The 24071-nt window shown below is 45.2% G+C and carries 26 protein-coding genes; 1 reads left to right on the forward strand and 25 read right to left on the reverse strand.

Features of this window, described 5'->3' with window-relative positions:
- Nucleotides 1-3: 3 nt before the first annotated feature.
- The gene (locus ACSW3C_RS00170) at nucleotides 4-2025 is read right to left on the reverse strand and encodes a sigma-54 interaction domain-containing protein (RefSeq protein WP_486560246.1); all 2022 of its coding nucleotides are present in this window, start codon (nucleotides 2023-2025) and stop codon (nucleotides 4-6) included.
- Nucleotides 2026-2151: 126 nt separating this feature from the next.
- Here ACSW3C_RS00170 and ACSW3C_RS00175 point away from each other — a divergent pair, with 126 nt between their 5' ends.
- On the forward strand, nucleotides 2152-2391 hold the full coding sequence (locus ACSW3C_RS00175; RefSeq protein WP_238081879.1) for a DUF2627 domain-containing protein: 240 nt from the start codon (nucleotides 2152-2154) through the stop codon (nucleotides 2389-2391).
- A gap of 73 nt (nucleotides 2392-2464) precedes the next feature.
- Here ACSW3C_RS00175 and ACSW3C_RS00180 read toward each other — a convergent pair whose 3' ends face one another.
- The 24 genes from ACSW3C_RS00180 to aroQ all read right to left on the reverse strand — a co-directional run bounded on the left by ACSW3C_RS00180 (nucleotide 2465) and on the right by aroQ (nucleotide 24035).
- The gene (locus ACSW3C_RS00180) at nucleotides 2465-3193 is read right to left on the reverse strand and encodes a glycerophosphodiester phosphodiesterase (RefSeq protein ID WP_486560247.1); all 729 of its coding nucleotides are present in this window, start codon (nucleotides 3191-3193) and stop codon (nucleotides 2465-2467) included.
- A complete protein-coding gene (locus tag ACSW3C_RS00185) occupies nucleotides 3177-4745 on the reverse strand; it encodes a flagellar assembly protein A (protein WP_486560248.1) in 1569 nt (522 codons plus the stop codon). The genes ACSW3C_RS00180 and ACSW3C_RS00185 overlap by 17 nt, the downstream gene beginning before the upstream one ends.
- Nucleotides 4746-4943: 198 nt before the next feature.
- On the reverse strand, nucleotides 4944-5735 hold the full coding sequence (spo0A, locus tag ACSW3C_RS00190; RefSeq protein ID WP_238081885.1) for a sporulation transcription factor Spo0A: 792 nt from the start codon (nucleotides 5733-5735) through the stop codon (nucleotides 4944-4946).
- 274 nt (nucleotides 5736-6009) lie between these two features.
- Nucleotides 6010-6975: a SpoIVB peptidase S55 domain-containing protein gene (locus ACSW3C_RS00195; RefSeq protein ID WP_486560249.1), complete on the reverse strand. Its 966-nt coding sequence runs from the start codon at nucleotides 6973-6975 to the stop codon at nucleotides 6010-6012.
- A gap of 251 nt (nucleotides 6976-7226) precedes the next feature.
- Entirely contained in the window at nucleotides 7227-8924 is a 1698-nt protein-coding gene (recN, locus tag ACSW3C_RS00200) for a DNA repair protein RecN (protein ID WP_486560250.1), read from the reverse strand.
- A 225-nt stretch (nucleotides 8925-9149) separates the two neighbouring features.
- A complete protein-coding gene (gene ahrC / locus ACSW3C_RS00205; RefSeq protein ID WP_486560251.1) occupies nucleotides 9150-9599 on the reverse strand; it encodes a transcriptional regulator AhrC/ArgR in 450 nt (149 codons plus the stop codon).
- A 70-nt stretch (nucleotides 9600-9669) separates the two neighbouring features.
- Complete coding sequence (locus ACSW3C_RS00210) at nucleotides 9670-10488, reverse strand: TlyA family RNA methyltransferase (RefSeq protein ID WP_486560252.1); 819 nt, start codon at nucleotides 10486-10488, stop codon at nucleotides 9670-9672.
- A complete protein-coding gene (dxs, locus tag ACSW3C_RS00215; RefSeq protein WP_486560852.1) occupies nucleotides 10485-12386 on the reverse strand; it encodes a 1-deoxy-D-xylulose-5-phosphate synthase in 1902 nt (633 codons plus the stop codon). Before dxs ends, ACSW3C_RS00210 begins: the two co-directional genes overlap by 4 nt.
- Before the next feature lie 126 nt (nucleotides 12387-12512).
- Nucleotides 12513-13397 (reverse strand): polyprenyl synthetase family protein, encoded by an 885-nt coding sequence (locus ACSW3C_RS00220; protein WP_486560253.1) that lies wholly within the window; start codon nucleotides 13395-13397, stop codon nucleotides 12513-12515.
- Nucleotides 13390-13632, reverse strand: coding sequence for an exodeoxyribonuclease VII small subunit (xseB, locus tag ACSW3C_RS00225; protein ID WP_486560254.1), 243 nt, complete (start codon nucleotides 13630-13632; stop codon nucleotides 13390-13392). Before xseB ends, ACSW3C_RS00220 begins: the two co-directional genes overlap by 8 nt.
- Nucleotides 13633-14988: an exodeoxyribonuclease VII large subunit gene (gene xseA / locus ACSW3C_RS00230; protein ID WP_486560255.1), complete on the reverse strand. Its 1356-nt coding sequence runs from the start codon at nucleotides 14986-14988 to the stop codon at nucleotides 13633-13635.
- A 90-nt stretch (nucleotides 14989-15078) separates the two neighbouring features.
- Nucleotides 15079-15939, reverse strand: a complete 861-nt coding sequence (folD, locus tag ACSW3C_RS00235; protein ID WP_486560256.1) for a bifunctional methylenetetrahydrofolate dehydrogenase/methenyltetrahydrofolate cyclohydrolase FolD — start codon at nucleotides 15937-15939, stop codon at nucleotides 15079-15081.
- A 21-nt stretch (nucleotides 15940-15960) separates the two neighbouring features.
- The gene (gene nusB / locus ACSW3C_RS00240) at nucleotides 15961-16344 is read right to left on the reverse strand and encodes a transcription antitermination factor NusB (protein WP_238081908.1); all 384 of its coding nucleotides are present in this window, start codon (nucleotides 16342-16344) and stop codon (nucleotides 15961-15963) included.
- A gap of 184 nt (nucleotides 16345-16528) precedes the next feature.
- Entirely contained in the window at nucleotides 16529-16930 is a 402-nt protein-coding gene (locus tag ACSW3C_RS00245; RefSeq protein WP_486560257.1) for an Asp23/Gls24 family envelope stress response protein, read from the reverse strand.
- A 62-nt stretch (nucleotides 16931-16992) separates the two neighbouring features.
- Nucleotides 16993-18339, reverse strand: a complete 1347-nt coding sequence (gene accC / locus ACSW3C_RS00250) for an acetyl-CoA carboxylase biotin carboxylase subunit (protein ID WP_486560258.1) — start codon at nucleotides 18337-18339, stop codon at nucleotides 16993-16995.
- A gap of 13 nt (nucleotides 18340-18352) precedes the next feature.
- A complete protein-coding gene (gene accB / locus ACSW3C_RS00255; RefSeq protein WP_486560259.1) occupies nucleotides 18353-18871 on the reverse strand; it encodes an acetyl-CoA carboxylase biotin carboxyl carrier protein in 519 nt (172 codons plus the stop codon).
- Between the two features lie 241 nt (nucleotides 18872-19112).
- Nucleotides 19113-19649: a SpoIIIAH-like family protein gene (locus ACSW3C_RS00260; RefSeq protein ID WP_238081915.1), complete on the reverse strand. Its 537-nt coding sequence runs from the start codon at nucleotides 19647-19649 to the stop codon at nucleotides 19113-19115.
- On the reverse strand, nucleotides 19636-20064 hold the full coding sequence (locus ACSW3C_RS00265) for a hypothetical protein (RefSeq protein ID WP_248508691.1): 429 nt from the start codon (nucleotides 20062-20064) through the stop codon (nucleotides 19636-19638). Before ACSW3C_RS00265 ends, ACSW3C_RS00260 begins: the two co-directional genes overlap by 14 nt.
- Before the next feature lie 242 nt (nucleotides 20065-20306).
- A complete protein-coding gene (locus ACSW3C_RS00270; protein ID WP_486560260.1) occupies nucleotides 20307-21206 on the reverse strand; it encodes a stage III sporulation protein AE in 900 nt (299 codons plus the stop codon).
- A gap of 15 nt (nucleotides 21207-21221) precedes the next feature.
- On the reverse strand, nucleotides 21222-21599 hold the full coding sequence (locus ACSW3C_RS00275) for a SpoIIIAC/SpoIIIAD family protein (RefSeq protein WP_486560261.1): 378 nt from the start codon (nucleotides 21597-21599) through the stop codon (nucleotides 21222-21224).
- On the reverse strand, nucleotides 21600-21809 hold the full coding sequence (locus tag ACSW3C_RS00280) for a SpoIIIAC/SpoIIIAD family protein (RefSeq protein WP_184210116.1): 210 nt from the start codon (nucleotides 21807-21809) through the stop codon (nucleotides 21600-21602).
- Between the two features lie 144 nt (nucleotides 21810-21953).
- A complete protein-coding gene (efp, locus tag ACSW3C_RS00285) occupies nucleotides 21954-22511 on the reverse strand; it encodes an elongation factor P (RefSeq protein ID WP_238081923.1) in 558 nt (185 codons plus the stop codon).
- Between the two features lie 22 nt (nucleotides 22512-22533).
- Entirely contained in the window at nucleotides 22534-23592 is a 1059-nt protein-coding gene (locus ACSW3C_RS00290; protein WP_486560262.1) for a M24 family metallopeptidase, read from the reverse strand.
- On the reverse strand, nucleotides 23589-24035 hold the full coding sequence (gene aroQ, locus ACSW3C_RS00295; protein ID WP_486560263.1) for a type II 3-dehydroquinate dehydratase: 447 nt from the start codon (nucleotides 24033-24035) through the stop codon (nucleotides 23589-23591). Before aroQ ends, ACSW3C_RS00290 begins: the two co-directional genes overlap by 4 nt.
- Between the last annotated feature and the right edge of the window lie 36 nt (nucleotides 24036-24071).

Raw genomic sequence — 24071 nt, forward strand, 5'->3', positions numbered from 1 at the left:
CTATCAAATCAATTTATATTTCTCCAACTTATAATAAAGGGAACGGAGCGATATGCCTAAACGGTTCGCAGTAAGCGATTTGTTGCCATCGTTCTCCTGCATCGCCTTTTCAAGCACAGCTCGTTCATAATCATCCATAATGGAGGCAAGAGTGCTTTTCTCGAGTGATACTTCCTCTTCAATTTTGGCATCATTTGAGAAGAGTGATTTCCGAATGTCCTCTTCCTTAATGGCTGCTGTGCCGGGCTGCATGTAAATCATCGCCCTGCTGAGCACATTCTCTAACTCTCGCACATTGCCCGGCCAATCATATTGAGCAAGCCGCTCCAGTGCTTCGGCTGTAATTAACTCTACATTCATGCCGAATTCCTGATTCAATTTGCCAAGCAGATGATTGGCCACTTCCGGAATATCGCCCTTTCTCGTTCTTAGAGGCGGAATGTGGATCGATAATCGGTTCAGATGATAATATAGCTCTTCGTTAAACTTGCCATCATGCATCGCTTTTTCTAGGTTTTTCGAACTGGCGGTGATGATACGGGCATGCAGTTCATATTGATCGGATAGATGCTGGTCCGTTCTGTTCACGATATAATCAAGCAGCCGTTTTTGAGTTTTTGACGGCAAATCAGATATTTCATCTAGAAACAGCGTGCCTTTACCAGTTTCCGCAAGCAGTCCAGCCCTTCCTCTTTCATGATCTTCACCGAACAATTCCTTTTCGATGATTGCCGGGTCGATGATGCTGCAATTCACCCGGATAAAATTATGGGTTTTGCGATCGCTGCCCGAATGGATAGCGTGTGCAAAAAGTTCCTTACCTGTCCCCGGTTCGCCTCGGAGCAGAACTGGGACCGAGGATTTAGCGGCGGCAACTTTAGCTTGTTCAATCGCAAGCTCAATATCCGGAGAACTTCCATTGATGTCTGAAAAGGTATATGTAGATTCAAGTTTCCTGATAATAGAGCGAGCCCAATCGAGCTCACGCATAAGACTTCTCATTTCTGTTATATCATGAATGACTCCCACACTGCCCATCACATGCTGGTCGACAATAATCGGAGCCACGTTGACAATGACATCCCGATTGGATTCTCCAATACGCATGTTGACACCGCGCACAGGCTTCTTCGTCTTCAGCACTTTCATATGGATGCTTTCGCCTTCATTAATATCGACAGTAGCGGGTTTTCCGACCACTTCGTCTTCGGATAGTCCGGTAATCCTTGTATACGCAGGATTTACCAAGATGCCGTTGCCTTTGTCATCTACGACTGAAATGGCATCATCGCTCGAATGGATTATTGCTTCCAACATGGTTTTCACTTGTTTCAGATCAGTTATTTCTTCAGCCAGCTTCAAGACTTCAGAAACATCTTTAAAAACAGCGAATGCGCCGATTTTTTCCCCATCTGAAGTGAAAAGAGGGAACCTGGAGCTCACTATTTTCAACCCATTCGGTAGTTGAAGTTCCTCATTTAATTCGACTTTCCCCGAATTGAAAACCCTTACAAGTTTACTTTCAGGAATAATATCCTCGATCGGGATGCCAATAATTCGTATACCCTGGACGCCCAACATTCTGCAAGCGCTTTCATTGATAAAATCAATTTTCCCTTTTGCATTAATGCCGATCATCCCTTCTTCAACGGAATCGAAGATGAGCTGCTGCTTATGGATCTCAGTTTGAACTTGTTGAATAAAATGATTTTTCTCGTTCAATAAATGAACAATTAAATTAGCCACTGAACCAGGCACAAGCATGGTTCCCGGTGGTTTGTGTTCCATTAGTTCCGCAAAAACGGCAGGGTCTCCTGTAACATCGAATACGATGTGCACGGGTTCCTTTAAAAACGGTTCCCATTGTTTCCCTGTTCGGACGCCAAGCTCCTTGGCAAGTTGCAAGCCGGGAGCATTTTCATTCTGGTCCACGATTGCGAAAACTTGCATGAAATCTAATTTGCTAATGAGATGCAATAATGCGGAGCCGCCATTCCCTGCTCCAATAATAAGAACCTTTTGCAAGGATATTCAATCTCCTTTAACAAGAATGCAATCTTTTGCAAATCCATTTTTATCATACACCATAACTCCTTTCTTGACAATAATTGATGACACGGTAAAATTAAAATCGATAAGGAGTTGTTAACAATGGCCCGTTTGGCGGCGTTTATCGTCCTTCTCATACCAGGTCTGATGGCAGCTTTTGGCATCAAGCTGATGAGGGATTCTTTGTTCGGAATCTTATTCAGTCCGTTCCCGTTTATCTGGCTGCAGTTTTTGATCGGCTTTCTCTTGTTTGCTGCCGGCCTCGGCTTCTTCGCCGGGTTTTTGCTCCGACGTGACCGAAGAAAAGGACGGGTTCAGGAAAAGTTTCAAGAAAAGCGTTGACTGGTTGAAAGGTATTACATAAGCTCTACTGTGAAATTTAAAAAAGCAGCCGGATATCAATCCGACTGCTTTTTTACGCGTTATTCCACTTTTGGCCGACAAAACGTTCCGGATAATCTGTAATCCAGCCGGCAATTCGTCCATCCTCTTGCAGGGATACTTCTTTGCCAGTCACTCCATACATTCTAAGAATTTTTCCTGAGTCAGTAAGCATTTCTTGAAAAGGATGTTTCCAAAGCCTTTTATGGAAATGAAAGCTATCCACTTCAAAGCCATTCAGAAGTTCAGGCGCAAGTTGACGCTTTTTCAGCAACAAAGCCGTTTCCATCTTCGGCTCCAACGCTTTGACCTGTTGGAGTATTCCGTAATCAAACGAGGAAAAATGTACTTGATCCAGCAAAGCAGCCATTTCCAAAATATCCCGGAGTGATTCGGGATTCTCTACAACAGTCTCCTTCAATTCAATGTTCAATACTAGTTGATGCAGTAAACAGAATGAAACTGTTTCCCTTAGTGTAGGGATTCGACTACCCATGAAGAGTCTCCAAAACCTTTTTCCGATCCGGATCTGCTGCAGTTCACTAGAAGTCACCGACGAAATAGACAGCCGCCTTCCGGCCACTCGCTGTAAACCTGGATCATGCAGAACGACCGGCATGCCATCGCTCGTGATCTGGACATCGATTTCCAGACCATCCGCACCCAGGTGAACAGCCTCCTTAAATGCCGTCATGGTATTTTCAAAACGATGGGCGGAAGCACCGCGATGAGCAAACACGAGGGGTCTAGACATTGAGCACATTGTCAAAGACTTCGAAGACACCCTTTGCCGTCTTTGCCAGCGTCGTCGATTTATGCCCAATCTGAATCACTACACCTGGATAGGCTTCTTTGGACACTTCAATCTTTGGTGGAATCGCATTTCTAATTTTCCGCATACCTAGTTGGATTTCTTTATCGAGCTCCAACATTTTTTCATGTCCCGTTTCGATTGACTGCTGCATCTTCTGCAGCGCTTCGGCTTGTTGACCTGCCAGTTGGCCAGCCGTCGCTTCGAACTTCCCAGTATGCTCCTCTAGCTTACGTGTGGTTGCCTGAACTTCCTTCAACTCTTGGGCCAAATGCTGAATTTCCTTATAAATCAAATCCTTATCCACCCCTTTGGCATGAAGATGAGTCGTACGCTCATGCTGATTACCAGCATATGCACACTCAATGGTATACATGGCTTCAATGTGGCCGCCGATAATTTTTCCCCGGTTCGTATCCACATGTACCCGCTCTGCTACCACTTCACACCCAAGCATGTATAGACCGACATGGACATTTGAAGCGAATATTTTGCAATTGTTTGCATGTTTCAGAAAGATATCTCCCTTCGCCTCAATGACAGACATACCTCCACCGAAAACACCGCCTTTTATGTAAAGATCACCTTCGGAAGAACAAATTTCTTTTGAATTTGTGACACCTTCCTTACCTTCGATTGAAATATCTCCCGTTGCATTGACTGAATATCCTGCCAAGACCGTGCCGAGAATACGGACCGCACCATCGAATGTAATAGATCCCGTTTCCGGTCCGACATCTCCATTTATCACAAGCTGGGCTCCTACGCTAATGACTCCATGATGAAATTCCAATGCACCGCTATGCGATGCACGTAACACGATTTTATTTCCTTCCTCCACTTCAAAGATGGATTTACTATCGTATTCCAAGCGGGCATCACTGCCCCTAGGAGCTGGAATCTCGTTGCCAAGGATATCCATTCCAGGCGTCCCTTCTTGCGGGAGTATTTTTTCACCAAGCCAGTCGCCTTGATTAATATGTGTAACAAAATTCATTTCATAATAGTCCGCGGATCCGTCCTCTCGAATAACCGGTTTCCGTTCCGGACGATCCATATACGTAATTTCTGCGTCGGCTCCTTGGACAGGCGCTTTGCCGATTGCAATGGAGATGGGCGCCCCTGGTATGAATGGTATGGAATCGAGTGATACCCTTCCAAATCTTATCCCGAGATCATTTATTTTCTCTTCTGCTAGACGGAGCAGTTCCTGTTCTCTGCTTTCAAATTCATCCATTGTCACATTCAAATAGAGCTGTGCCTTCATACGATCGGGCTGGACTTCTATCTCCATCAATGGAATATAAGTGCCGATTACATGTTCTTTTCCTACTTCTGTAAGCGCTTTCTTCAAGATAGGGAATGATTGGATCTTAATTCTTGGATGTTGTTGGATGATCCGATCGAAGGATTTTATCGGGAATCCCCCTTTTTTTAAACGTAAAAAGACATTCACTTCATCTACAACATACAAGTCGAAGTATTCGTTCTCTTGCAGCAACATTCCTCACCTCCAACGTTTATAATTCATTATAATCGATTTACCCGACTATTTGGATAGTTAAAAGGATACAAAGCAATAAAAGGAAATCCTATGCGTTTTTCTAACATTTATCTCAATATTTATTACAAAAAAATAAAACCAACGAAAGTGCACACTCGTCGGCTTAGAAAAAAATTATAAATATATTCATAATTGCTGTTAGCTGGCCATATGCTCGATACGAATCTTATCTGCAATCATGGCAATGAATTCACTGTTTGTAGGTTTGCTTTTTAAATGGTGTACTGTATATCCAAAGGTTTTAGAAATAACATCATAATTCCCACGGTTCCAGGCAACTTCAATTGCATGCCGGATTGCACGTTCCACTCTTGATGGAGTTGTTTTATACTTTTCAGCGATGTCTGGATACAGGACTTTTGTAACAGATCCAAGCAAATCCACGTCCATATATACCATTTGGATTGCTTCTCGAAGGAACGCGTAACCTTTAATATGGGCAGGGACGCCAATTTCCTTAATGATGGACGTAATCGTCGTATCAAGCATTTTTTGATTAATTGGCCCTTCTTCTGAACTTGTATTTTCCTGACTCGCTTGTTTTGCAGGTTTTTGCGTGCCTGCCACTTGAAATATTTGATTCACAAGCCGATCGAGTTCAAATGGTTTTAACATGAAATAGGAGGCTCCCAAACTGGCTGCATGTGACATGACGTCTTCCTGGCCAAATGCCGTCAGCATGATGACATGCATATCACTGTATTCTGCATCCGTTTTCAGCGTTTCAAGCACAGCGATGCCATCCAGATGCGGCATGATAATATCGAGTAATAATATATCCGGGACTTCCTCTTGTAACATTGATAAACAGACCTTGCCGTTGTGCGCAGTCCATATAATTTCAAATTCAGCCTGGTTTTCAAGAAATGTTTTCATAGTCCGAACCAGTTCCTTATTGTCATCCGCAATTGCAATTTTTACTTTCTCCATTCCAATCCCCCTAAATAATGTCCATATTGATTTTATCGTCCTGTGCTTAGGAAATTTTCGACAAAAGGTTGAAGAATCCTCTCGTGAACTTAAAAATGCATCTTATGTATTATGATTTCCCTAAAATTCGACCAACTTCAACGTTTTTCCGCCAACAAGAAAATGCTGTCATTATGTAAAGCGGCAGGAAGGAAAACGCATTTTCCTTCCTTTGCCTGTCGCCTTACAGCTTAAATGCAACGAACTGGATAGCTGAATTCGCCTAAAGCCGCGTTTACTTTTCACCATTCCTCATTGTGACAAGGAAAAGACCTGCTCCTTTTTTGGGTTCATCCACAAACATATGGGTAACGGCCCCGACAAATTTTCCATTTTGAATGACCGGGCTCCCGCTCATGCCCTGCAAAATGCCTCCTGTTTCAGCAAGCAATTTTGAATCAGTCAATATGAAATGGAACTGCTCTTCCTCGATTTTTGTGATCTTGATGGTGAATTTCCCTACTTCTGTCCCTTTGACGGTTGTATAGATCTCAGCTTCCCCTAGCTGTAGCTCAGACGGTTGCATAATTTCTAAAGGAGCGGCTAACACTTTCTTTGAGGCATCATTCCACGTACCAAATATGCCGTAAATTCCGTTTGTCTTGATTTTTCCTAAATAATCCCCATCTTTAACGATGGAAGATATTTTATAGCCAGGTACTCCTGGCACGCTCTTCTTTATTTGTTCGATTTCGGAAAGATAGATCGCTCCATCTTTAAAGGAAGGTGGTGATTTCAATGAGCTATCGACGATTTGATGGCCTAACGCCCCGTATGTCCCTTTTTGGGGGTCGACATACGTTAAGGTCCCTGTCCCTTCCGTACGGTCTTTCAAAAACGGGAAGAGGCGCTTTAGGGCATTTGAATCGGCATTCACTTCGCTCTCTTCGCCATGGCGGACAATGAGCAAGCGGATCTGTTCTTGTTTAACCTTCGGTAAGATGCTTTCAACATCTTGCACTGTTTTGATTTCTTTATCGCCTAGCTGACGGATGGAGTCGCCGGCTTTCAACCAAATTTCGTCATTGATCAGCACGTCACCCGTTATAAACACGCCGGACAAATCCATTTGGATGCCGATGGACTCTCCCATCGGAATGACTGAACCGCTATCCGCAGCAGCTTTATCATAATGGAATGGCAATAAAAATAACAGTGCGGCAAACGAAACAGTCAGCTTGAGTCGTCTATTCCATCCCATAGTTCACCTCCTCATTTAAGATACTTATGGTATGTCCGTTCGCCGGGATGTTATAAGAGGGTAATTCAAGCAAAACGACATGATTTACGCATGGCCATTGTAATTATCCATAATAGGATGAGGTAAAAGTACATACACTATCCACATGATTTATTCATCCTTACGATTAAATGCGGCAATGTCAACGATTTGCGGACAAAAGAAAAAACGCACATAAGAGTATGCACGTTTTCTTATCGGTTCCATCCAATTTAAGGACGGAATGCTTTTTTTCGATTGTCTGCCAAAGACAGCAATTCATCCGCATGCTGCAAGGTCAATTCAGTGATTTCCGCACCCGATAACATTCTGGACAACTCTTTTATCCGATCCATTCCTGTAATTTCAGAAATGGCGGTTATCGTACGGTCATCCTTCACTACTTTTTTAATGAGATAATGGTGGTCCGCCATTGCAGCGACTTGCGGTAAATGCGATATGCACAGTACCTGCGAATGTGTCGCGATCATAGCGATCTTTTCAGCAATAGCTTGCGCTACCCGTCCGCTTACACCTGTATCCACTTCATCAAAAATAATCGATATGATTCCTTGATGTTTGGAGAAGATCGTTTTCAGAGCCAGCATGATTCTGGACAATTCTCCACCTGATGCGACTTTAACGAGCGGTTTCATCGGTTCGCCGACGTTCGTTGAGATAAAGAATGCGACATCGTCAAAACCGTTCATATCAAAAGTGCCGGGCTGTTGGGTCACCCTCACTTCAAAAGTAGCTTTTTCCATATGGAGCTCTTTCAACTGTTGCAAAATTGCGGTTTCCAACTGTTTTGCCGCATCTTTCCTGATTAAGGAAAGTTCCATAGCTTCGACTTCTAGGTCTTGGACTAGCTGCTCGAGCTTTTCCTTTCCTTTTTCCAGCCGTTCATCCCGATTTATTAATTGATCCAGTTCATCTGCAATTTTGTCTCGATACAGCAAGATCTCTTCAACAGTACTGCCATATTTACGTTTCAGCGTAAGAAGCTGCGCCAGCCGGCTTTCCACAAAATCCAAACGGCCTGGATCAAACTCCATCTGGTCGATTAAATTCTTTAGATCATGAGCAGTATCCTGCAAAGTGTAGAAGCTGGTCGCTACCGATTCTGCATGTGCAGCCAGCGTCTTATCAACCGAGGCTGCATCTTCCAAATCGCTCATGGCAGAACCTACCCAGTCTAAGGCATGCGTGTCTCCGCTAATCGATTCATAAGCAGTATTCAACCGTTCAAAAAGACGGTGAAAGTGCTGTAATTTGTTCTGTTCAGCCTCTAACTCTTCTTCTTCTCCAATCACAAGACCAGCTGAATCAATTTCATTCAATTGGAAGGAATAGAGGTCAATCCGCTGGGCTACCTGCTGTTCGTTCTCTCTAGCTGCCTCCAGCTTCTTCTTCAGCTTCACATAAGCAGAATACAACTCCGAATAATTGACATATGCCTTTTTCAACGCGTCCCCCGCAAAATGGTCTAGCAAATGGATATGGCGCTTTTCCATCATCAATTCCTGATTGTCATGCTGGCCATGAATATCAATTAACTGGGCGCCGATTTCCCGGAGTATGCCGATTGTGACCAGCTTGCCGTTAACTCGGCAAGTTGATTTCCCATTGGCATTCAAATCGCGGCGTAAAATGAGCATGCCCTCGTCAGATTCGATACCAGCCTCCAGCAATTTATCAAAAACAGGATGATTCGGGTCATCCATTATGAACAATCCTTCGAGCTCGGCTTTCGGTGCCCCGTGGCGAATGAACTCTTGTGAGCCTCTTCCTCCAGCAAGTAATTGAACAGCATCTATAATGATCGATTTGCCAGCCCCGGTTTCACCTGTCAATACAGTGAGGCCTTCCTCAAATGTCACTTCAAGATGATCGATGATGGCAAAATTCCGGATCGATAATTCCCGTAACACCACTTGTCCCCCCTTTTGCAGCTGTCATACAAATTAATACTGACCGTAACAGTACCAAACGCTTTTGTGAAGCAGAGCATTTTGCAGCTTCTCCAAAAGCCGAACAACGATGGCCGCGTAAACAAACGGAGTTCTCGTCCTTGAAGCTAAAGCTGTTAAATACCCATTTTCCAAAAAAAGGAAAGTTTGTTTGTTCAGCCAAACAGGCAGTCCATCCAGTTGTGTTCAAATCATGGAAAGCAATCTTTCCTTCACTTCCTGCGTCACCGTTTCGTCCCTGCAAATGATCATGCACGTATCATCGCCGCATATGGTGCCTAGCATTTCATCCCAGGATAAATTGTCGACCAGCGATCCTACAGCATGTGCATTGCCCGGCAAGGTTTTCAAAACAATGAAATACCCTGCACTGTCGATGCTGACAAAAGCATCCGCCAACATCCGGCGGAGCTTATCTTCGGTATTGAATTTATGGACCTGCGGCAAACTGTATTTATAGCGACCATCCGGCAAAGGCACTTTAATAAGATGCAGCTCCTTAATGTCACGCGATACTGTCGCCTGTGTGACATCGACGCCTGCACTTTTCAGTTTATCGACCAGTTGGTCCTGCGTTTCCACTTCATTGTTCGTTATTATATCTCGAATGCGGATATGCCGTTGTCCTTTGTTCATACTCATCACTCCGATAACCATAGTAAGTACGGCTTTCTTTCATAAGACGAAAAACGCGCAAGTTTGCGCGTTACGTCAATTCATCATGTGCGGTTGCGATCAACGCCTTGAAATTTTCTTCTTCAAAACGGGTTGACGGGTGTTCTTCCGAACGTAAGTGAAAAAGGAATTCAATATTCCCTTCCCCGCCCGTTACCGGTGAATATGACATTCCGCAAAGAGAGAACCCTTCTTGCATCGCGAGATCAGCAACTTTTCTCAATACATCCAGATGGATCGTGCGATCTTTGACAATTCCTTTTTTCCCGACGTTTTCTTTTCCAGCCTCAAATTGAGGTTTGACAAGAGCAATGACATCGCCATTGGGTTCGAGAATTTGCTTGAGAGGAGGGAAAATCAAACCAAGGGAAATAAACGACACATCAATGGTTGCGAACTGGGGACGCCCCATCTGAAACTGATCCGGGGTCGCATGCCTGAAATTGGTCCGCTCCATAACCGTCACACGGGCATCCTGCCTGATTTTCCACGCCAGCTGATTCGTCCCGACATCGAGGGCATAGCAATGTGCAGCACCATTTTGCAGTGCACAATCCGTGAAACCTCCCGTTGATGAACCGATGTCCAATAGGATTTTGCCTTCGACCGATACGTCGAACTCCTCTAAAGCTTTCTCCAGTTTCAATCCGCCACGGCTGACATATTTCAGAGCAGATCCTTTCACGATCAAGGGAGCGTCAACCCGAATTTTTTCTCCCGGTTTATCCATCCGGGTCTCGCCTGAAAAGACGAGACCTGCCATGATGGACCGCTTTGCTTTCTCACGGGTTTCCGCTAACTCGCGTTCGACTAGCAGGATATCGACCCGTTCCTTCCGTGAGCCTGTCATACGATTTCCCTTTCCGTCTTCTGTTCAAGTATGAACTCTTCCATCATACGGGCCAGATTGTCGGATGTCATGCCGATTTCCTCAAGAAGTTTATCTACATTGCCATGTTCAATAAATTGATCTGGTATACCCATTCGTCTAATTGGTGCCGGATCCTTTAGCGTATCATGCGCATATTCGATGACAGCGCTTCCGAACCCGCCTGCCAATACAGCTTCCTCCAAGGTAATGATTGGTTTACCTGCCGCGAATAAATAATCCAGCATCGCCGTATCCAGCGGTTTGATAAACCGTGCATTTACCACTTGGACATTCATGCCTTTAGCAGCCAGTTGCTCCGCTGCATCCAGAGCCATCGGGATCGTTGTACCGAATGTCAGAATCGTTCCATCTGTACCGACACGCAAAACTTCCCATGTACCGATTGGAATGGTTTTAAGTTCTTCATCCATCTGAATGCCAATTCCATTACCGCGTGGATATCTCATAGCGATTGGACCCTGATCATATTCCAATGCAGTTTTAACCATATGCTGTCCTTCATTCTCATCTTTAGGCATCATGAGCACCAAATTTGGCATATGACGTAAAAACGCGATATCAAATACACCTTGATGCGTTTCGCCATCCGCGCCGACAAGGCCGGCCCGGTCGATGCCGATAAATACATTTAAGTTCTGTCTTGTAATATCATGCAGCATCTGATCATACGCCCGCTGCAGGAAAGTAGAATAGATCGCGAGGAATGGCTTCATTCCTTGTGTCGCAAGGCCAGCTGCCATCGTGGCGGCATGTTGTTCCGCAATACCTACATCAAAGAAGCGATCTGGAAATTCAGTTGCGAACCCTTCCAGTTTCGAACCGACCGGCATCGCTGGAGTAATGGCAACGACACGTTCATCTTTCCGGGCAATCTTTCTGACCGTTTCAGAAACGAGGCTGCTCCATGCAGGGCCGGCAGACACGGATTTAACAAAATCTCCCGTATCGATTTTGTACGGGCCTGTGCCATGCCACGCGCCGATTTTATCGTCCTCTGCTGGACGGTAGCCTTTCCCTTTCTTCGTAATTACATGAAGAAGGACAGGACCTTCCATCTTTTTCGCATATTGCAAATTCCGTTCCAAATCATTGAAATCATGTCCATCAACAGGGCCTAAATAAGTAAAGCCGAGTTCCTCGAAAAACACTCCGGAAACGAGAAGATATTTCAAGCTGTCTTTGACCCGTTCCGCAGCTGACGCAACTTTCCCACCAACGGCCGGGATTTTTTTCAAGATATATTCCAGCTCGTCCTTTACTGAATTATACTTGCCAGCTGTACGGAGCTTCCCTAATACTGCATGAAGGGCACCGACATTCGGTGCGATGGACATTTCATTATCGTTCAAAATGACAGTCATGTTCGTCTGTGTATGGCCGATATGGTTCAATGCCTCAAGTGCCATCCCGCCAGTCAATGCGCCGTCTCCGATAATAGGAATAACAAAATTCTTCCCTTTTTGGATATCCCGAGCGGCCGCCATACCCATCGCGGCAGAAAGGGACGTCGAACTATGCCCCGTTTCCCAGACATCATGCTCGCTCTCCAGCATCTTTGGAAAACCGCTGAGCCCTTTGTACTGACGCAGCGTATTAAAATCACCGGCTCTGCCGGTTAAAATTTTGTGGACATATGCCTGATGCCCTACGTCCCATATGAATTTATCTTCCGGGCTATCGAACATTTTATGAAGCGCGATTGTCAACTCGACAACGCCAAGATTCGGTCCGATATGACCACCGGTTACAGACAAATTCTCGATGAGGAATTTTCTGATCGAAGCAGCAAGCTCCGCCAATTGGTCCTTATCGAGATTTTTAACGAAAGATGGATTTTTAATCTGAGTGAGATCCATCATTATCACGCACCTTCATTAATTGATTGCCACGATTCCAACAGCGCTTTCTTCATTATACCAAGAAGGTTCCCCAATACAACATATTGGTCCGAAGGGATGAGATAAATTCAAACCTTTTCCGCTTCATGCATTACGATCGACAATATAATCAGCGAAAAGACCTAAAAGCGGCTGATCATCAGCGAGGAATGCAATTGATTCCAAAGCGGATTGATGATGTTTCCGCAAACGCTCTTGTGCTCCTTCGAGCCCCAGCAAGGCGGGATACGTCGATTTCTCCCTTTCAGCATCGCTGCCAGCAGTCTTTCCAAGCTGCTCGGTCGTAGAAGTGATATCTAAAATATCGTCTTTTATTTGAAATGCGAGACCGATATTTTTCGCATAATCCTTCAATTTCACAATTTGTTCTTCATTCGCTTTAGCTAAGATGGCACCGGCTTCTATACAAAATGATAGGAGCGCGCCAGTCTTGTGGAGATGAACCATTTCTAATTGTTCAAGCGATAAGGTACGGTGTTCACCTTCAATATCAAGCACTTGTCCACCCACCATACCGCTTGGTCCGGAGGCATCCGCTAGGAGGGTAATAATGCGCAACGCATCTTGCGGATCGGTCTCTTTCAACGTTGCTAATTGTTTAAAGGCCAATGTCTGCAGTGCGTCGCCTGCCAAAACGGCAACCGCTTCGCCGTAAACTTTATGGTTCGTCGGCTTCCCACGTCTGAAGTCATCATCGTCCATACTCGGCAAATCATCGTGGATCAGCGAATAGGTATGGATCATTTCCACAGCACAGGCTACGGCCACAGCATCTTTAGAAGACGCCTGCAGATCCTCCAATGTTGCGAGAACGAGCATTGGCCGGATCCGTTTGCCACCCGCTTGGATGGAATAAGCCATGGAATCTTTCAGTGAGGAAGGGATTCCCGCTTCCTCCAACATGCCTTCCATAGCCTGATCGATTATTGGCATCTTTTCATCTATGAACCGTTTTAGTCTCTCATTCATTGGCTTCGGCCCCTTTTTCCGGATTGAACGGTCTTTGCTGCCCTTCAGGATCAATTACCGAAATCAATTGTTTTTCCGCATCTTGCAATTTGCCATGGCAGTATTGCGAAAGCTCCATTCCTTTTTTATATAGAGATATCGCATCCTCCAAGGGCACATCACCAGTTTCCAATCGCTGGACGATCTCTTCCAATTTGAGCATTGCTTCCTCAAAACGAAGATTGTCGTTTTCCATTTAGTTCTCCCCCTCGTCATTCAATCGTACCGATTTTACATCTGCTTCTACCACGCCATCTTGGAGCCGGATTTGGACCGGATCGCCTGCTTGAAGCTGAGCCGCTTTTTTGACGACTTGCCCTTCCTGGTAAGTGACAGAGAAACCACGTTCCATGACCTGGAGTGGATTCAACGCTTTTAACATCCGTATGGACGATGCGAAACGCTCCTGTCGGGTTTGAAGAAAGCGATTTGCCGCCAGTTTCATTCTTTCCGTATGCCGGTCGATATTTCGCCGTTCCTCGCTGATCTTCTGAGCAGGTGAATAAAATGCGAGGATCCTGTCCAATCGCTGATGTTCCATCTTCCGTTTCATAGTGATTTCTCTTCCACTTCGATAGAGTCTGTCCTCTAAGACACTTAATTTCTCAGTGAACGGACGATAGAGCCTCTCCGGAAATTGCAATGGATAAGAAGTTTCACAGACAGACAGGCGCCTTCTTTCATGTTTGATCTGATTTGATAGCGATAGATAAAGGGACCGTTTTCTCTCTAAAATCCGTTCGAAGAGCTCTTCTTTGGAAGGGACAGCCATTTCTGCTGCCGCAGTAGGTGTCGGAGCTCGACGATCCGCAACAAAATCAGCGATGGTCGTATCCGTTTCATGCCCGACAGCGCTAATAATTGGAATTTTACAGGAGAATATGGATCTTGCCACAATTTCTTCATTAAAAGCCCATAAATCCTCAATGGAACCGCCGCCGCGGCCGACGATCAAGACATCAATGGAACCGAAAGATTCCGCTTGGGCAATCGCTTTTACAACAGAAGGGGCTGCTTGCGGTCCTTGAACAACTGCTGGGAACAGAACAATTTCGGCTAGTGGGTACCGACGGGCTATCGTTGAACAAATATCCCGGATAGCTGCACCGGACTGGGCAGTCACGACACCGACCTTTTTAGGCAAAGGAGGCAATGGCTGTTTCCAGCGAGGATCAAACAATCCTTCCTTCCCAAGACTTTCCTTCAACTGTTCAAATGCCAAATAGAGGGCGCCAATGCCATCCGGCTGCATCGTCTGGACATACAATTGGTATTGGCCACTCGCTTCATAGACATTGACGTCGCCTGTCAACAGGACGTTCATTCCTTCTTCAGGTTTGAATTTTAATTGGGATGCATTGGATCGGAACATTGCCGATTGAATCCGGCTCTTGTCATCTTTCAAAGTGAAATAGATATGACCGCTCGGATGAACTTTGACATTCGATAACTCGCCTTTGACGAAAACATTCCGCAAATGAGGATCGGCGTCAAATTTTCTTTTTATGTATTTGGTTAACGCGTTGACAGATAAGTATGGAAGACCGGTCATATCATTTTTCACCTCCAAAAAAGAATGGACAAGGGAATGGCTTCCGCATTTCGAGCGGAAAGCGTCCGCCTTCCGCTGGCTTTTGCTGCATTAGGCTTGGCTTGCGCAAGCCTTCTCAGCGCTTTGCAATGTATTTTTCAATAGCATTGTAATGGTCATAGGACCTACTCCGCCAGGGACGGGCGTAATAGCTGATGCCACATTTTTCACTTGTTCATAATCTACATCTCCGCAAAGCTTACCGTTCTCATCACGGTTCATCCCGACGTCAATGACGACCGCATCTTTTTTGACATGCTCAGCCGTAATGAATTTTGGAATCCCAATGGCGACCACTAGAATATCGGCTTGTTTGGTAAAGCTGGCTAAATCTTTTGTCCGGGAATGGCAATAGGTGACGGTTGCATTTTTTTGAAGCAGCAGCTGTCCCATTGGTTTGCCAACAATATTGCTTCGTCCAATGACTACGGCATGCTTCCCTTCGAGATCGACGCCGGAACGTTCCAATAAAGCCATGATGCCATGTGGGGTGCAGGGCAGGAATGTCTCTTGTCCAATCATCATCTTTCCGACATTTACCGGATGAAATCCATCCACATCCTTCGCCGGAGTAATCGAACCGATGATCAAATCTTCATCTATATGTTTCGGCAGCGGTAACTGCACAAGAATACCATGAATGGTTTCGTCCTGATTCAATTCTTCTACTTTTCCTAACAGCTCGTCCGTCGAGACTGTTTCGGGAAGTTCGATGAGGACTGACTTCATTCCGACTTCAATGCTCGACTTTTCCTTATTTTTCACATAGGTTTGCGAGGCAGGATTATCACCTACCAAAATGACCGCGAGTCCTGGCTGACACCCTTTATGCACCAGTTTGCCGACACTCTGCTTTACCTCTTCCCTAATCTCCTTGCCGATTACACGTCCATCAATCACTTTGCCAGTCATCACTGATTCCTCCAGACAATATTATTCTTGTTCTTCGAATTTCGAAAGAACACCGTTTACAAATCGTCCTGATTTTTCATCTCCGTACAGCTTACAAAGCTCGATTGCCTCGTTTAATACGACTTTATGCGGCACGTCTCCGCCAAACAGCAATTCAAAAGCTGCCAATCGCAATACAGTCCGCTCAATTTTCGGCAACCGGTCCAACGACCATTTTTCTAATTTGCCAATCAACTGTTCGTCAATTTCCGACAAATGCTCCACAGTGCCGCGCACCAACTTCTCATAAAATGGATCGATCGGCCGTTCTACTACATAAGCAATCGCTTCATCCGCGGTCAATTCGGTATTATCCAACTGAAAAAGCGTCTGTACCGCTTTTTCCCTGGCTTCTCTTCGTTTCATTCAGTTTTCTCCTCCACTACTGTATATCTCGGGCTTAATCATAGCATATCCTGCGAGTATTTATATAGCATAACAAGTTGAAAAGCATCATCCGAAGACGATGCTTTTCTCTGCCCGGATTTCCATAGGACTGTTCGAAGCGCAGTCATGGATGTGATGAGTGCATCCCATCGTCCGGCATGCACTATTTTGTGTCCGATGCCACGTCGAAGTCGATGCCAGTAATGTGGACATTCACTTCTTTCGTTTCGAGCGAAGTCATATGGTAAATGGCATGACGAACTTGTTTTTGAATGTTTGTCGCGACTTCCGGTATAGAATGGCCGTATTCGACGACACAATAGATATCAACTTTCAGTTCTTCGTCTGACCAATCTGTTTTAACCCCTTTGCCATGGATCACTTTGCCAAATTTTTCAGCAACGCCTGTGGCAAAGTTGCCTTTTGTCATTGCTACACCATCCACTTCATTTGTCGCAATGCCGACGATAACTTCCAGCACTTCAGGCGCAAGTTGCACACGGCCAAGCGCCGCATGACCGTCCGGATCTTTTCCGACAAATGATGGGTTTGTCTTTTCTGCCATACCAAATCTCCTCCTCGGATATCATGCTATGCCAAGGAGTGCCGAAGAAATCGGCATCTCCCTTATTTCATCACATCATATTTTTCAAGAAACTTCGTATCAAAATCTCCTGACTTAAAGACCTCGTGGTCCATTAAGTTCGAGTGGAACGGAATCGTCGTATTGACGCCTTCAATAATAAATTCTCCAAGCGCACGTTTCATGCGTGCAACCGCTTCTTCCCTCGTATCACCATGCACAATGAGTTTAGCGACCATGGAATCGTAAAACGGCGGGATGGAGTAGCCTGGGTACATCGCGCTGTCTACGCGTACGCCGAAGCCGCCAGGAGCCATATACATCGTCACTTTCCCCGGCGATGGCATGAAGTTTTTCTCTGGATTCTCCGCATTGATCCGGCATTCAATAGCCCATCCGTTAATCTTAATATCCTCTTGCTTGTATGCCAGCTTTTCACCTGCCGCCACGAGCAATTGTTGTTTAATGAGGTCAATGCCGGTGATCATTTCAGTGACCGGGTGCTCCACTTGGATCCTCGTGTTCATTTCCATGAAATAGAACTTCTTATTAATATGATCAAAAATGAATTCCACTGTTCCTGCACCGCGATAATTAACGGCTTCAGCCGCTTTCACTGCAGCTTCTCCCATCTCTTGGCGCAATTCAGGTGTTAGAGCCGGTGATGGAGCTTCTTCCAAAAGTTTCTGCATGCGACGCTGGATAGAGCAATCCCGTTCACCCAAGTGAATCGTATTGCCATGCTTGTCGGCAAGCACCTGCACTTCGACATGGCGGAACTCCTCAATGAACTTTTCCAAGTAGACACCTGGATTGCCAAACGCGGCGGCTGCCTCTTTTTGAGTGATCTTAATTCCTTTTACAAGTTCCTCTTCATTTCTTGCGACGCGGATCCCTTTACCGCCGCCGCCTGCTGTCGCTTTAATAATGACCGGAAATCCGATTTGTTTCGCGACTTCTAATCCTTCGACTTCATCAGCAACAATACCGTCCGATCCAGGTACAATCGGAACTCCCGCTTGGCGCATCGTTTCTCTTGCCACGTCTTTTGTACCCATTTTTGAGATTGCCGCAGCAGTAGGTCCGATGAATTCGATATTCACTTCTTCGCAGAGCTCCGCAAAGCTCGCATTCTCCGCGAGAAAGCCGTAGCCCGGGTGAATGCCGTCACATCCCGTTAATTTAGCAACGCTGATGATGTTGGAAAAGTTTAAGTAGCTGTCTTTGGATAGCTTTGGTCCGATGCAATACGCTTCGTCCGCAAGTTCAACGTGAAGGGCTTCCTGATCTGCTTCCGAATAGACCGCCACTGTTTTAATTCCCATTTCCCTGCATGCCCGAATAATCCGTACTGCGATTTCACCACGATTTGCAATTAGCACTTTTTTCATTTGAAACTCCTCCTCAATTCTCTTTGACGAGGAAGAGAGGTTGTCCATATTCGACGAGCTGCCCATCTTCCACAAGAACCTCCACGATTTCTCCGGAAACTTCTGCTTCAATTTCATTGAACAGTTTCATCGCTTCAACGATGCAAACGACAGTATCCGGTTTCACTTGATCGCCTTTTTGAGCATATGGAGGTGCGTCTGGCGAAGAGGCTTTGTAGAAGGTTCCTACCATTGGTGAAGTAATTTTGTGCAATGAAGCATCCTCTTGCACTTTCTCAACTGGTGCTGCAGCCGACTGTTGCTCTTTGCTTTCTGATTGAGGTGCAGCAACAGGCACTGCCGCCGGCTGCTCCACTACTGGCTGCTGAATTGGCGCTTGCTCAATTTGTTTAACTTGCGGCGCCACAGTTACTTGTTGAATGCCAGCCTTTTCAAGTTTAATTTTTGTTCCTTCAGATTCGAATGTAAATTTTTCAATGGATGATTGATCGATCAATTTAATTATTTCACGAATTTCTTGGATTTTTAACATGACCCGATTCTCCTGACTACAATATATTTAGAATCCCTTCCCCTTTATTTTAGACGTTTTTACGAAAGAATGAAATAGATAAAGGTTATTATGTCCGATAGAAACAAAAAAAGACCCTTATAATGGGCCTTTTAACGAAACATTGCCATTTATTCTTACCAAAGTTTGAGAATTAGGGCAATCTTCTCTCGTGTAAACAGCTGTTGTACTCAGCCTTTATATTTTATTAATCCTCAAATGCTCAGTTTCCAGTGAAGTCTACTTTTACCTGGCGAGTGTCATCCCAGTTCGCCCATATATACTTTGTGATTTCATCTGCCAATTCTTTCGAATGGCCTTCTTGGGCCAACACTGTCACAGCCACCTTGCCATTATCTTTACGGACGAACACTTCCGGATAGCCCAGCGCTTTGATTTGCATTTCCATTAATGCTTCTGCTGACGTTTGTTTCGTCAGATCCTCCAGCGCATTAAATGCTTCATTTTTCTCCTCGACCGTATAATCCGAAGAAAGTGTCTTTGCCTCTAATTGTTCCTTCAACTTGCTTCGCTCGTCCAGGACTTGCATCCGCATTTCTTCAAATAGGACAGACTCGGCAAAGACTGGCTTCGTTGCGTCTTTCGTATTGGTCAATGTGATGGCATCAGAATCTTTATCTCCAAAAATCGCGAGCCCGTCAAACTGCATCGGCGCTTCTCTGTTTAAATAATAGATGGAGATGACCGCTACCAGGCTGAGTAATGTTAAAAACCATACTGTTCGTTTATTCGCTTTCAAGTTGAGTCCCCCTTTTCTTCATTTCTTCGATGACAATTCGATGTTCAGGCAGCTGCAGTACCGACGAAAGGATTTGCTTCATTCTGCTTTTCATCCTCATATCATCTGCCCCCTCCGCCACAACTAATATCCCTTGCAGCGGATTGCCTGTCTTATTGGAACGGCCGGACAGTGAAAAATAGTCCGAAAGCGGGTCGGCAGGCTTTACGCCCTTTTCATAATGAGGATAGATGATCACTTCCCCAATCCCTTCAATACTCATCAACGCCTTTTCAAGTTCTGCATATTCCCGGCTCTCCTCCCCCTTTCCTTTCTCCCCCCCAAACGATCCTAGTGTCGTGTTGATGAATATGATGACAAGAACAACAATGGAACCTAGCAATAAAGGAAATGTTTTTCTTTTTGTTTTCTGCATTTCATCACCATTTCATTTCTTTGAGCCGGATATGGGTAGTCATCTATGTTTAACAGTATGCTTGGTCACCACAGGCTATGACCAAAAATTGTGGAGAACGAATGAATTATCCAAATGCCCATTGCAATTTTCATGATAGCCAGAAAATCGTCTTCCAGATCATCCGGGATCAATAAAGGCAGCACGACAGATAGAACCGACAACAGCAATATTCCACTCATAAACTGTACGATGGCAACCACTCATTTCACGCTTGTCATCAATTTGATAATGATAATCGAAAAGATTGCTGTATAGATGAAAGCAAAGGCAACCAAAAAGGAAATCGCACATAGCACAAAGAGCGTCTTCCCGATATCATCAAGCGTCCCAGTAATATCTTCATTGGCAAACGGTTCAATTAAAGCTGCTGTCCATCGATAAAGGAAGCCTGTCACCAACGTCTTAAGTGTCGGCAGAAGAGCGACCGTCCAGATGGTCATGATCAGCCAACCTCCGATGAAGACGCTGGCGCCCGAAGTATAGCGTCCCATCGCCCCGAGGCTGTCGGTCATAAGCGATCCAATGAGAGGGATATTTTGTTTAATTAATTCTTTGATCGGCTCACTGGTGACGCCGGATAGCGCCCATGACATCGTCCCGCCTGTCGTAATGAAAATCGCATAGGCTGCTACAATTGCCGAGACGGCTCCGAGCAGGCCTGTTCGCAGCAAGTCCGACATCTTGGTAAAAGGCATAGAGGGCTGAAGCCTGGATAGGATGTCAAACAAGAGTGCCGCCGCAAGTACCGGAATCAGAATCTTTTCCGAAAGTATGACGATGCCGTTCGCAAACAGCAGCATGGCAGGCTGGAAATTAAGCAAACCAAATGTTCCGCCGGATGCCACGATACTTGCTGTAAGAAGCGGATAAACAGATATGAATGTCATAGCTACTGTATGGGTAATCTCCCGGATGGCGATAAACTGATCAAATGCCGGCTGCAGTACAACAGCAATGACGACGATAAACAGAAGCAACCTCGTCCACTTGGAAAAGGCGGGAAATAGAAAATTAAGCAACAGGACGATAAAGGTAACGAGCAAGACGATAACAAATGAGGAAAGCACTGTGCTTACGATAGATAAAAAAAATGACAGCATAGGATTTTCTTCCGTTCATTTAGTAATGAGTGATGAGAGTGTTTCGATCATTGCTTTTAAATGAGGAATCCATAATGTCAAAATGACAATTTTCATTGCCAGCTGCGATAAGGAGGCGATCGATCCGTATCCTTCCTCTCTTATATGCATCGCTACCAATTCTGACAGAATAAATAGCAAGGCACTGCCGACAAGCAATTTGACATAAGGGCCCGGCATAATACCGAATAATCCAATGATGGTTTGACCAAAAGGCAACAGGAACATGCTGAAAATGTAGAGCAGAAGGATGAAAAAAATGGCGGCATACAAAATCGGTTTCAATCCCGGCGCAACATAAGCAATAATGATCAGAACAACATAAACGACGATCATCTGGAATAATGTGAACATTTACATCGCCAACGAAAGCCATTGGAAAAACTCAGCGATTTCTGCAAAAAAGATCCGCAGGAAACGGAGCATTTCAACCGCAATGTATATGTAAGCAAGAAAGAAAAGGAAAAACGAAAATTCCTTTTTTCCTGTTTGCTCAAAAAATACATGTAGAAAACCGATGACGAGACCAATGCCCGCAATCCTCAATAAATCGCTCAATTCCAAACGGTTTCCCCCTCCTGCTTTAACGTATGAGGCGTGAGGTGGAAATATGAGGCCCTCTTTCACGCAAAAGGTTCCTATTCGAATAAATAAAAAAAAACACTTCACACTCCCTGTGTCAGGAATGCAAAGTGTTTTGGTTCTAAATTATGCTCTTGAAACGTATTCGCCTTCTTCAGTATTGATGATCAATTTATCACCTGTGTTAACGAAGAATGGAACTTGAACGACGAGACCCGTTTCCATTTTTGCAGGTTTAGAACCGCCGCTCGCAGTGTCGCCTTTAATGCCTGGTTCTGTTTCAGCGACTTCCAATACAACCGTTGATGGAAGTTCAACACCAAGCACTTCATCTTTGTACGAGATGATGTGCACTTCCATGTTTTCTTTCAAATATTTCAATTCTTCTTCGATCTGGTTGGATGGCAGCTCGATTTGCTCGTACGATTCGTTGTCCATGAATACATGGTCATCCCCGTTTGCATATAGGTATTGCATACGGCGGTTGTCGATTTGTGCTTTCTCAACTTTTTCGCCCGCACGGAACGTTTTTTCGTTCACGTTTCCAGAGCGCAGATTACGCAATTTGGAACGTACGAACGCAGCCCCCTTACCTGGCTTAACGTGTTGGAAATCAATAACGCGCCAAATGTCGCCGTCCACTTCAATTGTCAAACCTGTTTTAAATTCGTTTACTGAAATCATGCTGTTTCCTCCATTTTGAACATTATAGGATAATTAATTCTTTCGGTGAATGCGTCAAGCGTTCATTTCCAGTTTCCGTCATGATGATATCATCCTCAATACGGACGCCTCCAATGCCTGGCAAGTAAATGCCTGGTTCAACCGTTACAGCCATATTTGGTACGAGCACCGTTTCCGAACGGAAGGACAACGCTGGCCCTTCATGCACTTCAAGGCCAATACCGTGTCCTGTGGAATGACCGAATGCATCGCCATAACCTTTTGACTTAATATAGTCGCGAGCCACGGCATCCGCTTCAATACCTGTCATACCCGGTTTGATCTGTTCCAAAGCCAACTGCTGGGCAACACGTGTCACCTCATAAATTTCCTTCAATTGCGCAGACGGTTCACCAACTGCCACCGTCCGTGTGATATCAGAAATATAGCCATTATACAATGCACCATAGTCAAGTGTCACTAAGTCACCCGACTCAATCACTTTATCCGAGGCGACGCCATGTGGCAAGGCCCCCCGGACACCAGAAGCGACGATCGTAGAGAATGAAGAAGATTCCGCTCCTTGTTTCCGCATGAACATTTCCAGTTCATTGGACACTTCCAGTTCCGTCACGCCCGGCTTAATGAATGTGCAAATATGAGCGAAAGCATCATCTGCAATTTTCGCCGCCTGCTTGAGGATTTCGATCTCCTCAGGCGTTTTCACCATCCGAAGTGTCTCGATCATACCAGAAACCGGACGTAGGTCTGCATTCACTTTCTCTTTATACAACTCATACATACCGAACGAAACATCGTCTTTCTCGAACCCGAGAGTTTGAATATTCATTGATTTCACTTGCTCCGCAACTTCTTCAATGATCGTTTTCTCATGTTTAACGATGCGGAAGCCTGATACTTGCTTGGCTGCCTGTTCCGTATAACGGAAATCGGTAATAAAAACGGCATCCTCTTTTGAAATGACTGCAACACCTGCAGTCCCGGTAAATCCAGTAATGTATCGACGGTTGTATGGATTCGTAACAAGTAATGCGTCCAACTCTTTTTCTTTCAGCAAATCTCTCAATTTCGCCAGTTTCATAGTTTGACCCCTTTTCCTCGGAGAAGGAACGCCTGGAGGGCAAGTTCGTAGCCATCTGTGCCAAAGCCCGATAGTTGGCCAATGCAAACAGGGGCGATGACGGACGTTTGTCGAAATGCTTCCCGGCTATGTATGTTTGAAATATGGACCTCAATGACCGGCACAGTAACCGATGCCACAGCGTCACGCAGCGCGATGCTGTAATGGGTAAATGCACCTGGATTAAAAATGATGCCATCGACGCTTTCATCCTCCGCATCGTGAATACGGTCAATCAACGCGCCCTCTGAATTCGACTGGAAAAACTGGACTTCCACTAGAGAATCGGCCGCAACATCCCGCAGCTTGCGTTCCACATCCTCCAGGGTTTCCGCCCCATAGATCCCCGGCTCTCTTTTCCCCAGCCGATTCAGATTCGGTCCATTCAGAACTAGTACTTTCACCGACGCACCATTCCCCTCATCTTTTTCTTTCCCATT

The organism is Sporosarcina sp. AD_1, assembly GCF_057373025.1.